14 protein-coding genes and 1 riboswitch are annotated in these 13,894 nt (G+C 40.3%); of the genes, 1 reads left to right on the top strand and 13 read right to left on the bottom strand.

The genetic code is table 11. From position 1 onward, the window contains the following. Position 1: 1 nt before the first annotated feature. From ACFQWC_RS05250 to ACFQWC_RS05205, 10 genes are all read right to left on the bottom strand, one after another. Positions 2–625 carry a thiamine phosphate synthase gene (locus tag ACFQWC_RS05250; RefSeq protein ID WP_299737238.1) on the bottom strand — a complete coding sequence of 208 codons (624 nt, stop codon included), beginning with the start codon at positions 623–625 and terminating at the stop codon, positions 2–4. After that, positions 615–1,418 carry an energy-coupling factor transporter transmembrane component T family protein gene (locus tag ACFQWC_RS05245; protein ID WP_299737241.1) on the bottom strand — a complete coding sequence of 268 codons (804 nt, stop codon included), beginning with the start codon at positions 1,416–1,418 and terminating at the stop codon, positions 615–617. Before ACFQWC_RS05245 ends, ACFQWC_RS05250 begins: the two co-directional genes overlap by 11 nt. After that, positions 1,415–2,842: an ABC transporter ATP-binding protein gene (locus tag ACFQWC_RS05240; RefSeq protein WP_377106343.1), complete on the bottom strand. Its 1,428-nt coding sequence runs from the start codon at positions 2,840–2,842 to the stop codon at positions 1,415–1,417. Before ACFQWC_RS05240 ends, ACFQWC_RS05245 begins: the two co-directional genes overlap by 4 nt. A gap of 14 nt (positions 2,843–2,856) precedes the next feature. Next, positions 2,857–3,435 carry an ECF transporter S component gene (locus tag ACFQWC_RS05235; RefSeq protein ID WP_299737245.1) on the bottom strand — a complete coding sequence of 193 codons (579 nt, stop codon included), beginning with the start codon at positions 3,433–3,435 and terminating at the stop codon, positions 2,857–2,859. Further along, positions 3,428–4,126 carry a thiaminase II gene (gene tenA / locus ACFQWC_RS05230; protein ID WP_377106340.1) on the bottom strand — a complete coding sequence of 233 codons (699 nt, stop codon included), beginning with the start codon at positions 4,124–4,126 and terminating at the stop codon, positions 3,428–3,430. Before tenA ends, ACFQWC_RS05235 begins: the two co-directional genes overlap by 8 nt. Positions 4,127–4,243: 117 nt before the next feature. Next, positions 4,244–4,351: riboswitch (TPP riboswitch) on the bottom strand. Positions 4,352–4,639: 288 nt separating this feature from the next. Further along, positions 4,640–5,239 (bottom strand): response regulator transcription factor, encoded by a 600-nt coding sequence (locus ACFQWC_RS05225; RefSeq protein WP_148968912.1) that lies wholly within the window; start codon positions 5,237–5,239, stop codon positions 4,640–4,642. Next, positions 5,236–6,372: a sensor histidine kinase gene (locus ACFQWC_RS05220; RefSeq protein WP_341357999.1), complete on the bottom strand. Its 1,137-nt coding sequence runs from the start codon at positions 6,370–6,372 to the stop codon at positions 5,236–5,238. The genes ACFQWC_RS05225 and ACFQWC_RS05220 overlap by 4 nt, the downstream gene beginning before the upstream one ends. Positions 6,373–6,520: 148 nt before the next feature. Next, positions 6,521–6,718, bottom strand: coding sequence for a hypothetical protein (locus ACFQWC_RS05215; protein ID WP_299737255.1), 198 nt, complete (start codon positions 6,716–6,718; stop codon positions 6,521–6,523). A 162-nt stretch (positions 6,719–6,880) separates the two neighbouring features. Beyond that, positions 6,881–9,412, bottom strand: coding sequence for a cyanophycinase (locus tag ACFQWC_RS05210; RefSeq protein ID WP_299737257.1), 2,532 nt, complete (start codon positions 9,410–9,412; stop codon positions 6,881–6,883). 697 nt (positions 9,413–10,109) lie between these two features. Continuing rightward, a complete protein-coding gene (locus ACFQWC_RS05205; protein ID WP_377106337.1) occupies positions 10,110–10,391 on the bottom strand; it encodes a DUF6509 family protein in 282 nt (93 codons plus the stop codon). Positions 10,392–10,563: 172 nt separating this feature from the next. Here ACFQWC_RS05205 and ACFQWC_RS05200 point away from each other — a divergent pair, with 172 nt between their 5' ends. Further along, positions 10,564–10,872 carry a hypothetical protein gene (locus ACFQWC_RS05200; protein ID WP_299737261.1) on the top strand — a complete coding sequence of 103 codons (309 nt, stop codon included), beginning with the start codon at positions 10,564–10,566 and terminating at the stop codon, positions 10,870–10,872. Positions 10,873–10,930: 58 nt separating this feature from the next. Here ACFQWC_RS05200 and ACFQWC_RS05195 read toward each other — a convergent pair whose 3' ends face one another. The 3 genes from ACFQWC_RS05195 to ACFQWC_RS05185 all read right to left on the bottom strand — a co-directional run bounded on the left by ACFQWC_RS05195 (position 10,931) and on the right by ACFQWC_RS05185 (position 13,863). Then, entirely contained in the window at positions 10,931–11,512 is a 582-nt protein-coding gene (locus tag ACFQWC_RS05195) for a branched-chain amino acid aminotransferase (RefSeq protein WP_377106335.1), read from the bottom strand. A gap of 43 nt (positions 11,513–11,555) precedes the next feature. Beyond that, positions 11,556–12,308, bottom strand: coding sequence for an exodeoxyribonuclease III (locus tag ACFQWC_RS05190; protein WP_377106334.1), 753 nt, complete (start codon positions 12,306–12,308; stop codon positions 11,556–11,558). Positions 12,309–12,483: 175 nt separating this feature from the next. Then, a complete protein-coding gene (locus ACFQWC_RS05185) occupies positions 12,484–13,863 on the bottom strand; it encodes a DEAD/DEAH box helicase (RefSeq protein WP_377106333.1) in 1,380 nt (459 codons plus the stop codon). Positions 13,864–13,894 lie beyond the last annotated feature (31 nt).

The raw sequence follows: 13,894 nt of genomic DNA, 5'->3' as shown, positions 1-13,894 counted from the left end.
GCTACCACACCTCCATATGTAATTCTTTATAATAGGATCGTGCTGAATCAATCGGATCCTTTGAAAGGAAAATGCCTGATAAAACCGCTACCCCTTTTGCTCCAGTTTGCATGATTTCTCCTACGCGTTTAGGTGTGATACCACCGATACCGATAATAGGAAGAGGGATTGATTGAACCATTTTTTCTAAGCTTGCTACCCCCACACCAGTCTTTCCTGGCTTCGAAGAGGTAGCATAGATATTTCCATAGAGTAGATAATCCGCTCCGCTATCCATCGCCTGTTGCGCTTCTTCCAGGGAATGTACAGAAGCACCTATTTGTAAGGAAGGAAAAGCACTTTTCACTAAGCTGATATCCGCACTTTGATGGCCAAGCTGCACCCCTCTTGCATGCTTCATAATGGCAATGTCTGCCCGGTCATTGACACATAATTTCGTTAATGGGACTCCTGCTTTTACTAAACGGTCAATGGCCACAGTCCATTCTTTCCCCGTCCACTGCTTTTCGCGAAGGTGGAGCACGTCGAAGTATGGATATATGGACTTCGAGATTTCCACCAATTCTTCCACTGATTGTTTTCCTGTTGAAATCACATGTAATTGTTTTCTCGTTTCAATTCCCATAGCGAACATCTCCCGCCGGAAAAATAGGTAGATGGGTAGAAAAATAATAACTGAGCACAATCATGAAGAGAATGCTCCCCAAGAAATATCCATCATATCTCGAGAAGGTTACTCTGTAGTAATAGGTTCGTTTCCCACTTTCTTTAAAACCTTTTGTCTCCATAGCCACGGCAATTCTGTGAGCTCTTCTGATGCTTTGGGCAAGCAGGGGAATGGAATACGATTTCATTTTATGGAATACGTGCTTTATTCCTTTCATTTCCTCAACTCCCCTGACTTTCATGGCGTTTCGTATCGTGAAGAATTCTTCAATCATAATGGGTATTAATCTGAATCCTGCCATAAAACTATACGCATACTTAGGTTTTAATCTCAGCTGCTGCATAAGGGAGTAGAAAAGCTTCACCGGTCTCGTTGTAAGAGCAAATAATAATCCCAATATAGCGAATACGATGGTACGCAATCCAACATGGATCCCCCGATAAAAACTCTCTTCGGTAATGTGGATCCATCCAAATTTCATCCATGTTGTTTCACCTTTCCCAAATAAAACCATTGATGAAGCAGTAGAGATGAAAACAAGGAAAAAGGGTAAAATCATTAAACTGACCGTTCTATATGAATATCCCGAGAACACCCATAACAGGAGAAAAAAGAGTAAGCTCAAATATAACAACCAGTTAAGATAATGAATAAAAAGCAGGAATACAAAAAGCCCGATCAAGGTCATTAGCTTGAAGCTGGGATTTATTTGATGAAGCCAGGTTTCTCTATGCTCGAGTTCTATATTCATATTGCTTTACTACCTGCGATCTCATTATGGAAATCCTGGGTGAGACGCCCCTTTTCAATTACCCATACTCTGGATGCAAAGTGAGTAATAATATTTTCATCATGTGTCACCATCAAAATGGTAGTTCCTTCCTTTTGGTAGCCTTGAAGCATCTCAAGTAACGCAAACGTATTTAGGGAATCCTGGCCAAAGGTCGGTTCGTCCAATAATAGAAGATCTTTATTCCTGACAAGGGACGCTGCGACGCTTAATCTGCGCTTTTGCCCCATTGATAAATGATAGGGATGATGTTGTTTGTATGGATCAAGCTTAAATCGCTTTAAAATTGCATGCACTTTTTCCTCCACTATCCCTTCATCCACTTTCCCCCGCCGAAAGGAATACGCAACTTCATCAAACACACTGTGTGTTACAAACTGAAACTCGGGATTTTGAAAAACAAACGTACATTCCTCGGGAGCATTCTTTCCTTTTACCTGTCTCCCATATAATTCATACGTCCCGGTCGTTTGGATGAATTTCATGAGACTGTGGAGTAATGTTGATTTACCTGCTCCGTTCTTTCCGGTGATTGCAATCCATTCACCTTCAAGGCTGACGGCATTTTCAAGGTGGATTTTCAATTCTTTTTGTACATACCCTTTGAAGTTCTCTAGCTTTATATTCGTTTTTCCAAACGGGGCAGCCTTCTCCGGGAGGTGGGAAGAAAGATAATCTTTCCACGCTTCCGGATACCATACCCCAACTGTTTTCATTGTTTCCTTAAAATTTGATAAAATGTGAGTCTTTGGACCATCAGCCACTATTCTTCCACTAGCATCGAAAAGAATAATACGATCTATGATATCCAGTACGTGCCCAAGCTTATGCTCAACGATAAGTAACGTTTTATCTTTGCATGTCGTTTTCACTGTTTCCCATACAGATTTTGTACTCTCTTCATCTAACATGGCTGTAGGCTCATCCAGAAATAGCGTATGGGGATGGAGCGCAAGGGCAGAGGCAATGGCTAATTTTTGCTTCATCCCCCCAGATAGAGAGGAGATTTTCGTATGGGAATCCCTCAGACTTAAATTCACCTTCTCTAACAGTTCTTTAATAATCTCTGGCATTTCGTCTCTTGGAATCTGGTTGTTCTCCAAAACAAAGGCAATTTCCTCATCTACATAGGGCATACAAAATTGAGCGTCCGGATCTTGAAAGACATACCCGAAGGATTCAGGACGTTCAATCGAGTCAGCTTTCATCGGCACATCTATCGAATGGGGTATCACACCGGAAAAAACCTGGAGGAGTGTGGATTTGCCACATCCCGACGGTCCTAATAGCAATACCTTTTCCCCATCTTCTATTGAAAGGCTTACGTCTTTAAACATCAGTTCCTCTGAACCGGAGAATGTAAGGCGCAGATTTTCAACATGCATCGTCCTTCCCTCCTTTACTGATTCAACGCGTCATAATCTTTTTGCTCTGCATTTCTGACTAAACTGGTTACCCCCGTTTTCTCCAGAGCCTTAACGAGATAAAAGGCTCCTATGCCTGCTATCACGATGGATCCTATTAATCTGGCACCAATAAAAAGTGATAAATTCCACAGAACCAGGTCTCCCATGTATCCCTTAAAGTAGTCCATCAGGATTGAGCCAATTGCTGAGCCCACAGCTGCTGCACAAATGATGATGACATCATAACGCTTATAGCGGGTGATAAGGAAAATCAACTCTGCAAACAATCCTTGAATAAGACCGAATAGGAGTACCTCGAGGCCCCATTCACTTCCCATGAGAAATTCCCCTGAAGATGCTGCAATTTCTGCCAGAAGTGCGACACCAGGTTTCCTAATGATTAAAAAAGCCACGGTTGCCGCCATGAACCACATGCCATAGATCAGTTGATCCGCATGCAATCCAAATGGCTTTAACAGGTTATAAACCGGTCCCCAAAGCTTATATATAATTCCAAAACCTATGGAGATCACGACCGTTACTAAAATGTCCGTCAGCTTTAATTTAGACATGTACTTTACCTTCTTTGACTAAAGAAGACTGAAACGGCCATTTCTCGAGTGTGTATGCCATTTCCCAAAATTGGAATTCATAAATGCTGCTCAAAATGAAATTCTCTTTCATTCTTTCCTTGTCTGTTTCTGTCATCGTTGCTGCCAATCCATCCAGTCGCTGAATCTGTTCTTCCACTAACTCCCGAAACCATTCTCCCCCATAAGCTGCGATCCACTCCTGATAAATGGCCTCCTCAGGTGTACATGATTTCAAGCGTTCACCGATCTCATAATACAACCAGTAGCAGGGGAGTATTGCCGCCAGAATATCTGCGAGCCCCCCATACTGAGCGGACCGATACATATGTGACGTGTACGCATAAGCCGTAGGAGCAGGTTCGAACTGCTGTTTTTCTTCTTCCGTGATCCCTAATCGATTTGAGAAATTTTCATGAAGTGAAAGCTCTGCTTCATTTGTCCCAACAGCGTGTGTTGCCATTCTAGAGGTAGTATGTAAGTCTGTTGCTTTGGCTGCCCCAAGTGCCTGCACCTTTGAAAAGTGGGATAGGTAATAGGCATCTTGCAGGATGTAATACCTGAAGTTGTCAAGGGGGAGGGTTCCCTCACCAATCCCTTTAACGAAAGGATGTTGAAAGCTCGCTTCCCAAATTTCGTTTACTTCGTTTCTTAAGTACGTTGAAAATGACATAATATCTTTCTCCTTTTCCAGACGACCCGAACTGGGCAACAAAAAAGCCACTTCCCATTATGCATGCAGCATACAGAAAGTGGCTTGAGATCAGAATGTAAGATTACGATTCTACGCGACCGTCAAACACCACTTCCCTACGCTGGTCTCAACCAGATCAGGTTCAAAGGGTCTTAAAGTCATACTTTAATCTCAGCCTTTAATAAGGCACCCCTAGTGGATCGTCCTATGAAATTTTGTATTCGATGCTATCGTACCATGATTCTTTTGCTTGTCAACACCAAAAAGAAAACCTTTCATCAATTTTCCATTCGCCCTTCCCCTACAAAACCAATCACAGCAAAGGATACCCACTTTAAAAATTTTAATGAAATTCCTTTAAGAATAAAGCTCTTTACAGCAATATTAACTGCATACTACAAATGTATAAATATACAAAAATGGATTATGGGATGACAATCATTACAATTAAAGTAGGGAGGGGCTTCCATGTTGGAAGTCCCTCCCTGCCCATCATTTAAACCATCCTTTTTCTTTTGATTGAGTGATGGCTTCGATTCGATTTTTAACTTCAAGCTTGTCGAGTATGGTAGAGATATAGTTTCGGACGGTACCCGTTTTCAGGCTAAGCTCATCGGCTATCTCCTTCGTGTTTTTCCCGTCAGCAACCAGCTCCAACACTTCCTTTTCACGGTCTGTCAAAGGATTCTCTTCACTATACACATCGTCCATGAGCTCTGGTGCATAAATACGTTTACCCTCCATCACAAGGCGAATCGAGTTCGCCAGTTCTTCACTTGGGCTGTCCTTTAACAAATAACCCTTCACTCCCCCTTTTAATGCACGCTGGAAATAACCGGACCTGGCAAAGGTTGTCAGGATAATCACTTTGCAATTTTCGCCTTTTAACTCCTCTGCTGCTTCAAGACCGGTCTTTTTAGGCATTTCAATATCCATGATACAAATATCCGGCTGCAGCTCGTGGACGAGGGCAATGGCTTCTTCTCCATTGCCCGCCTTTCCCACCACTTCCATATCATCCTCTAAGCTAAGTAACGAGCCTAAGGCACCTAATAACATTCGCTGATCTTCCGCGATAACAATTCGAATCATTCCATTCCCTCCCTGTCTGTCTGCTTAATCACTTTCGGCACTCTCATAATCAAGATGGTCCCATTCTCTGTAAGGATGTCTAAACTTCCATTTACAAATTCCAAGCGTTCTCTCATCCCGATTAAACCGCTGCCTTTAGACTGTGTGTAATCTCCTCCGATTCCTACACCATCATCCTTCACCACAATGGTCATCTCTTTATCCGACTCTTCAATGATGAGCTCACAGTATGAAGCCTTACTATGTTTGACAACATTCGTCACGGCTTCTTTTAGGCACATGCTCAAGATATTTTCCAGAAAGAGTGATGCTTGGGGCAGCATGACTTCATCATCCATCACGAAATCAATTTCCGCTGCCTTTAATAGCTGTTTGATCCGGACGATTTCGTCCTTTAATCGAATACCCCTCATTTGTGAAACCATTGTCCTTACTTCACTCAAAGCGGTTCGTGCCGTCTGCTGAACATCCTTTAATTCACTCCGGGCCTGCTCTGGATCCTTGTACACCAATTTTCTGGCCAGATCGCTTTTCAAACCGATGAGAGAAAGCTTTTGACCCAAAGTATCGTGTAGATCACGGGCAATCCTCTGGCGTTCTTCCTGCTTGACCAAGTCTGAAATACGTTTATTAGCATCTTCCAACTGATCTTCGAGCTGCACCTGTTTATTTCGATTATAAATATTAAACGGTAACAGAATGACGCTTATCCAAATGATCAGAATAAAAGGAAATTGAGATAAAAATAATTCATCCTGTATAACAAAATTATAATTGATCGATGCCGTCGTTAACACAAGGTGGATAATATAAAGGGTTAAAAACGCCACCCGGTTTTTTATATTCCCATTATAATAGGCAATATAAAAAGCAAAGTAGATAAAATTAAATTGAATGGTCATGGTAATGGATATCGCAATTAAAATTGATGTCCATAAATAAACCGGCCAGTCCTTTGAAATAAAAGCAAATCGTAAAGAAATAAAGAACATGATGGTCAAGGAAATCCCTACAACAATTTCGATCGTAGAGGAGGACTGAAAGATAAAATAAAATGGCAGGATGCTGATGATGCTCCATATGTACGGGGAAATTCCGGACCCTTTTTGAATATTGATTAACTTTTTCGGCATTTGCACGATGAGGACCTCTTTTACTTTCATTATTTTAAACATGTCTCCTATATTATTACATGAATTATCCCATATTTTCATACCAAGTGGCTGAATTTTCATTATCTATTAGAGGAGTTGATCATATGAATCCCAAGACAGAAAAATACTAATATTTCCGATTTTGAATCGCTTTTTGCTTCTGCATGACCTCGTAGGATTTATGGATGATATCAGTTAACACATCGCCTTTGTAAACTCTTCCAATCTTCGTGTTTTGCTGATAGTATTCAACGATTTCATCCAATTTCTTTGATGTTTCCGTATCAACCCTTACATTAAGCTGCATTCTTCCTTGATCTGACAAGGTTCGCCCTCCTTTTCTATCTATCTGTTAGCAACTGCTAGCACTTTGTTATCACTAGTATATCAGATGCTACCAATCAAATATACTGGCAAATGACCTAAGAAAAGTTGATTCACTTTGAAAAAGCCTGAGCGTCAATCCGCCCAGGCTTTCCGTTCAATTCTATTTGTTTTCAATCGAGATTTTTACTGGTACGATATCCATTTTCACATTGAGATATGAGTAATCATCTTTGTTTCCATCTTTATAACCCCAAAAGCCTTCCGTTTGATCTCCCTTTTTGAAAGTCAGTTCGAAGCCTTCATCTTCAGAAAAACTATAGCTCTTCACTTCATCCTGGCCAAAGTTATCAAGAAGGCTATAGCTTAAATAGTTTGCAAGAGAAGGGTGCGGCGTTAATACTCCTGTATGGGGAGCAGCTTTATATTCGTAATATTCATAGTCTTTTGTTGAAACCTTATGATCACTGATCGTATATGCATTTGTATTTAAATTTAATTGATCTCCAGAGGTAATCCATGATAATTGAATATTTTTATACGTATGCGATGATTGTGATAGATTTGACTGACTCAAATCTACTACGGAAACGCCGCCTCTACCTTTTACTTCAATGGTTTTCGCTTCGTTATCCACTATCATCGCCGTATCTTCATCGATGCCATAGGCGAATTCATTTTCTTCTCCATGTTCAGCATTGGTTGCAATTAAACGCCCCAATCGTGCTTTTTTATCAAAGTGCTGATCCACAATACCATACGGGAAGAACCCTAATCCCTTCTCAAGATATCCAGGTCCACCTTCTTGTTGAGACATCCCGTCATACATATCTGTAAATCCTTTTGATAGAGTCTCGTAGCTTCCTCCACCTGCGATCATCACATCGCTCATGATTGCAGCTCCTGCACTTGTACCGCCAAGAACGGCTCCATTACGATAGATTTCCCAAATGCTTTCAAGAGCCATTGACTTCGATCCATCTTCGTTTAATAGGGATCGAGTGATATCCGTTTGATCACCACCTACAAACCAAATGGCATCATACTCTAGAATCCTTTCTGCCAAATCCGGGTTATTCTTATTATCTGCCCACTGGGACTCGTCTTCTCCCGTCCCTTTAAAGTCATGATTAGATATAGGAAGAATGTCGATTCTTTCTGTCGGAACACCATATGAGGAAAGATCCTCTTTAAATGCTTTTGATGATTTCAAACTGGAACTTGCTGCAGGGATAATCCCTATTTTCCCATTTTCCCCAGTACGATTAATAAATTCATGGTACACTTCTTCATTGCTGCTCCCTAAAGCTCCCCCGACGATCACCAAACTTCCCTTTGTTTCAGGATCAAAAGAATTCTCAGGTACTTCTAATGTTGACTCCCTATATTCTTGTGTCAGACGGTCTTTCTCATTAAAGCGGACCGATACTGGAGAGATATCCATCTTCACATGCAATAAAGAGTAAGAATCCTTTTGACCATCCTGATAACCCCAATATCCGTTTGTTTCATCTGTCTGTTTGAATCCGAGCTCAAAACCATTTCCTTTACTATCATAAAGGTAACTATGTACCTCACTTACTGCTTCATTGTCCACTAGGGAATACGACAGGTATTGCGGGAGTGTCCCATAGGATGATAGAACACCCGTAGCTGCAAGAGGCTTAAAGTTATAATATTCATAGCCTTTTGTTTCAACCTTATCCCCGCTCATCGTAAATTCCTTCGTTTTGACATTAAGTTCATCACCAGGAGATAGATAACTAAGATCAACGTTCTTTATTTCTTTTCCAGTGGAAGTTGATTGTGCTACATCTATTACCGTGATGTTACTTCTTCCTAATACTGAAATCGTTTGTTTTTCGTTGTTAACCACCATCGCCGTATCTTCATCAATTCCATAGGCGAAGTGATGTTTGTTTGTTTCGTAATGGATGGCTGTAGCTACTAGTCGGCCAAGACGAGATCTTTCATTAAAATGTTGATCCACAATCCCCCATTGGAAGAATCCAAGCCCTTTTTCGATATACACAGGTGCATATTCTTCATCTCGATTGGATACGTCTTCCGTTATGAACTCTTGACGAAGACCTCCTAAACTGTCACCACCCGTAATCATCACATCACTCATGATGGCTGCTCCGGCGCTTGTCCCACCAAGAACGGCTCCTTCCCGGTAAACATTCCAAATTTCATCTAAAGCTTTCGTGTTTTTCCCATTTTCCTTAACCAATGTGTCTGTGATCTTAAGTTGATCTCCTCCGACAAACCAAATTCCTGTCATCTTCTTGATTTTTTCTGTTATTTCTTTCTTTTGAGCATTATTTTTCCATTTACTTTCGTCTTCCTCTGTGCCTGAGAAATCGTGAGCAGATAGAGGAAGGATTTCAATTGATTTTTCATCTACTCCATACGACATCAAATCTTTCTTAAATTGATTTGATGACTTCAGAGAGCCTGAAGCAGAAGGAATGATTCCTATTTTCGCTTTCTTTTCCCCCCCTGATAGTTTAATGAACTCTTCGTAAACAGCCGAGTTGCTGCTACCTAAAGCTCCTCCGACAATCACTAGATTCCCCTTGATGCTGCTCTCGTTTTCCTTGGCAAATACACTGGAAGTTGCCAAGCTGATTATAACTGTAAATACAGTCATAATAATGAATAGTTTCTTCGCTTTACCCCAATAACCATTCATCAACATTTCTCCCTTCTATTAATCTATTTTCAATTGGCTCTTTTCGCAAAGATTGTTGTTTTCGAGCATAGAATCTACCAGGGCTCTGTCAACCAGGTTTATGCTGGATGGTGAGGGGAACTGCTTCGCTTCCGGGGTCTCGAAACGTCCGTACTTCCGCAGGAGTCTGCGCAGTTCCCCTCACCATCTTAAACAGTATTTTCATGACAGAGCTTCAAGGTGTGTAAGAAAACAATGTAACTAGAAAAAAATAATCCTTCTTCCTTAAAATGAAATTCAATCTCTTTTACCTTAAATGAGATTGCTTGCTAAAATTCTTGTTATTATAGATTTCTATGAAGGATACATGCTTAGAAAGTTGATTGGAGCGGAAGGATGCTCGACTCCTGCGGGAATAGCTGGACAGGTGAGACCCCGGAGGCTTGCCGAGGAGGCTCACCGCCAGCCCCGCGGAAAGCGAGCATCCTGTAGCGGAAATCAACTATTACTTTCTTCTCTACAATAGCAACAAACTTTACGAATAGAGCCTTTCAATTAATTATTATGCAATTTCCATGCCAACTCTGAAATCTCTGAATTATCAATCATATTAGAAAGAAAGGGTTAAAATTGGATGTTTATGGTGAGGTAATAAATGAACCAATAAAAAAACCTCTACATTCGTTTGTTTACGAATGTAGAGGGCAGCTTATATCGATTAGCCGATATTTTCCTCGCAATATGAAAGAATGAGACTTCCTTCATCTTCTTCTAATTCAAAATCAAGATACGTTTCAGTGTTTCTTTCTACAATGGTCGACTGCACAATCCTGGAACCGTTCTCGTCTCGAACAAAAATGACTTTTATGTAAATACCCTGTTCTCTGTAAAGCTCATCATCCTCGGGTACTTCAATATCAAGAATAACTTCATATCGATCTCCATTTAGAATACCGGTAGGATCTTTCAGTTCCTCGGCACTATGACTTGTAATGTTCATTTTTTAACTTCCTTTCAATGTGAAACAAGTTTCTTTCATCATTCTATTATACACCTAAACCGGTGGATTTTAAAAACGTATTCCTCTATTCAGCCTCATAAGTAAATGAATGGGTTTGCTCCCCAAACTTCGTTATAATAGAAGTAGATACGAAGTTTAAGGAGAGAATGCAATGAATTCTAAAGAGATGCAAGAAAAAATCATTGAAAATTATCAAAAGGACGAGCATATGATGATCCTTGTGTTTGCGCAATGGTGTGTGAATCACGACCTTGACCCTGCAATCCTTTATCAGAAAGCCTACCCTAATCAAGGGGAAAATCCCGCCTTATTGCAAGGAATTGACTTAACGGTCCCTAAAGAAGAATCGGAAGAAATTCCCGACACGACTTTACTGGGTGTCCTCTCCCTATTCGGCAATGATGACCTTGCCCATGTCGTAACAGAAGAAATCAGCAAGCGTCCTGGAAATAAAGGATAACCATTAAAGGGACGGACCTCAACAAGGTCCGTCCCTCTATTTTTATTCACATATTACTTTAAGCCTCATCCACCGTTTGAAGGAGAAGAAAAAGGAAATCATATATGAGCTCATATACAGCAAGCATCGATAAACCTTCATGAAAATCCGGGTGATCGTTTAATGTGATGTTTAGATCCCATAATCCATCTTCCCCATTAAACAATAAGTCATACGACGTTTCTCCTTGAAGCATTCCTTCTAAATACTGGACAATGTGTGTACGATATTTTTTTTGGAGCTTCAATCCCAGCATCGCATCATACGTTCCGAACACATCATCCACTTCCAATGAAACAGCATCCACTCCAATCACATCAAACCAATTTGATTCGAGGAAGATGAACTCGTTCTTATGTTCTTTTAAGTAGCTGATAGGCTGATCAAGAAATGTGACAGGTTCATTTTTGATTAGATCTTCTGTTTCCTTATTACAGCGCTCGATATAAGCATCTTGATAACGTGAACCCGACTCTGGAGTAGAGATATCGCGAGCATCCAGCAACAATCCATGCTTTACTGCATATTCTTTTTCCTGTTGAAATAAAGAAACGGTGCCTTTTGATTCTTCAATATACTGCAGCAATCTTTTTCGTAACATCCTTTACCCTCCGTAAATGTAATTTGCCTACTTCTTGTATGTACTACTCTAACTCTAAGTATACAGGACAGTGATCACTTCCCAGGATTTCAGAATGAATTTCCGCACTCTTTATTGAAGGGGATAAACGATTGGACACAATAAAGTAATCAATTCTCCACCCAATATTCCGTTCACGCACTTTACTCATATAAGACCACCAACTAAAGGCATCATCCTTTTCTGGATGTAAATATCGAAAGCTATCCACAAAACCTTTCTGGAGCAGCATCGTCATTTTCCCGCGCTCTTCATCTGTAAAGCCTGAATTCCCTCGATTTGATTTGTCATTTTTCAAATCTATTTCGGTATGTGCGACATTCAGGTCCCCACATAGAACAACAGGTTTATGTTGATCCAAATCAAGAAGATACATCCTTAAAGTATCCTCCCACTCCAGACGTTCACCCAATCTTGACAGATCCCTCTTTGAATTAGGGGTATAAACATTCACCAAATAAAAAGAATCAAACTCACATGTAATGATCCTTCCCTCTGGCTCTATCTGGTCATCATTGAAACCATATGAGACAGCGAGTGGTTCCTTTTTAGTGAATATGGACGTTCCTGAATATCCCTTTCGCATCGCATAGTTCCAATATTGATGGTAGCCCTCTAACTCTAATGAGATTTGCCCTTCTTGAAGCTTTGTTTCTTGAAGGCAAAAAATATCTGCGTCCATATGTTGAAAATAATCTAAAAATCCTTTTTTCACACACGCTCTAATTCCATTTACATTCCATGATACTAATTTCATATTAATCTATTTAACTCCTTTACTCATAGCAATACCCTTTATTATCCTACCATAAAACCGACGAAAGACATTCATTATACTGATATAACATATTTGATTATGCGATATTATTCTGGTATAACTTCAGCTCCCCCTTAGAATTTTGGCACAATAAAAACCATGCGTGTGCATGGTTTTATCGTTTATTTTTTTGATTATATGTTTTAGAAGAAGATTTTTTTCCTGTTCTTCTCCCTGTTAAGTCCGGCTTCGTTTCTCTTGCTGTCCCCTCTGAATGTTTTGAAGGTTTTTGTTCTGGTGAGTTAGAGGACTTCCTGCTCGTCATTTGTTTATCTTTGAACTTGTCCTTCCCTCTTGTCCGGGATTCCAGTTCCTTGCTTTTCCTTTTACCTTGTCTTTTTTCTCCTTTTTTCTTAGAGGCTGTTTTTGTTTTTAGAGAAATGGTATTCCCTAGATTTTGCTTTTGAATGCGACAATTCAGCTCTGTTTCAATTCCGTCCAGAAGGCTTCTTTCTTCAGAAGAATAAAGTGTATAAGCTAAGCCTGTTTCACCCGCTCTCCCGGTTCTTCCAATTCGGTGAATGTAGGTCTCGGCTTTCTCAGGCATGTCATAATTAAATACGTGAGTGACTCCCTCAATATCCAATCCCCTGGAAGCAACGTCAGTCGCAACTAACATTGGTACGTCACCGTTCCTAAATTGTTCCAATACAACTTCACGCTTTTCTTGTGGGATATCCCCATGAAGTTCAGCCACTTTATATCCTTTTGATTTCAGCACTTGATATAATTTCGTCACCCGTCGTTTCGTTCTGCAAAAAACGATGGATTTACTTGGTTGAAATGACTCTATTAATTGAATGACTGTGTCTTGCTTGGCCCGATCCACTGTAAAAATGGCAAATTGATTAATGGAAGTAGATTTTTCAGCCTCCGCCACCTCGATAAATTGTGGAGTTTTCATATATTTGCGACCCAATTTTTTGATGTCAGCAGGGATCGTCGCAGAAAATAACATCGTTTGACGTTGAGCCGGAGTTTTCCTTAAAATTTCTTCAACTTTATTTAGAAAACCTATTTGCAGAAGTTGATCAGCTTCGTCAATGACCAAAAACATAAGATGTGATAGATCGAGATTCCCTCTTTTCTGATGATCCAATAGCCGCCCTGGAGTTCCAACCACAATAGTTACATTCTTTTCCAGTTCCTCAATTTCCTCTTCATGACTTTTACCACCATAAACGGAGAGAACGCTAAATCCTTTGTTTTTTCTGGTGAGCTTTCTTATTTCGCCTGTTACTTGAATAGCCAGTTCACGTGTAGGTGTAATAATTAAACTCTGAACGTGATGGGTGTTTGATTTACTTTTCTCCAAAATAGGTAAAACGTAAGCAAAGGTTTTACCAGTCCCGGTTTGAGCCTTGGCCATGACATCTTTTCCCTCCATGAGGGCCGGGATTACTTTTTCTTGTATGAGTGTCGGTTTATTTATACCGGTAGTAGCTAAGGTTTTCTGAAGACCTTTTGATAGTCCCAGACTTGCAAACGAATTCAATGATCATTCCTACTTTCTTAAAGCGAGATTT

It is taken from the genome of Rossellomorea sp. GCM10028870, from assembly GCF_042666755.1.
Classification (GTDB): Bacteria; Bacillota; Bacilli; order Bacillales; family Bacillaceae_B; genus Rossellomorea.
Note: the sequence above shows the minus strand (reverse complement) of the source record. Positions and strands in the feature narration are given on the sequence as shown.

Bases quoted from the DNA above. Each gene is read 5' to 3' on its own strand.
- ACFQWC_RS05225 (WP_148968912.1), bottom strand. From the start codon at position 5,239: ATGATTCGAATTGTTATCGCGGAAGATCAGCGAATGTTATTAGGTGCC.
- ACFQWC_RS05205 (WP_377106337.1), bottom strand. From the start codon at position 10,391: ATGAACATTACAAGTCATAGTGCCGAGGAACTGAAAGATCCTACCGGT.
- ACFQWC_RS05235 (WP_299737245.1), bottom strand. From the start codon at position 3,435: ATGTCTAAATTAAAGCTGACGGACATTTTAGTAACGGTCGTGATCTCC.
- ACFQWC_RS05245 (WP_299737241.1), bottom strand. From the start codon at position 1,418: ATGAATATAGAACTCGAGCATAGAGAAACCTGGCTTCATCAAATAAAT.
- ACFQWC_RS05220 (WP_341357999.1), bottom strand. From the start codon at position 6,372: ATGCCGAAAAAGTTAATCAATATTCAAAAAGGGTCCGGAATTTCCCCG.
- ACFQWC_RS05195 (WP_377106335.1), bottom strand. From the start codon at position 11,512: ATGTTACGAAAAAGATTGCTGCAGTATATTGAAGAATCAAAAGGCACC.
- tenA (WP_377106340.1), bottom strand. From the start codon at position 4,126: ATGTCATTTTCAACGTACTTAAGAAACGAAGTAAACGAAATTTGGGAA.
- ACFQWC_RS05240 (WP_377106343.1), bottom strand. From the start codon at position 2,842: ATGCATGTTGAAAATCTGCGCCTTACATTCTCCGGTTCAGAGGAACTG.
- ACFQWC_RS05190 (WP_377106334.1), bottom strand. From the start codon at position 12,308: ATGAAATTAGTATCATGGAATGTAAATGGAATTAGAGCGTGTGTGAAA.
- ACFQWC_RS05200 (WP_299737261.1), top strand. From the start codon at position 10,564: ATGAATTCTAAAGAGATGCAAGAAAAAATCATTGAAAATTATCAAAAG.
- ACFQWC_RS05250 (WP_299737238.1), bottom strand. From the start codon at position 625: ATGGGAATTGAAACGAGAAAACAATTACATGTGATTTCAACAGGAAAA.
- ACFQWC_RS05210 (WP_299737257.1), bottom strand. From the start codon at position 9,412: ATGAATGGTTATTGGGGTAAAGCGAAGAAACTATTCATTATTATGACT.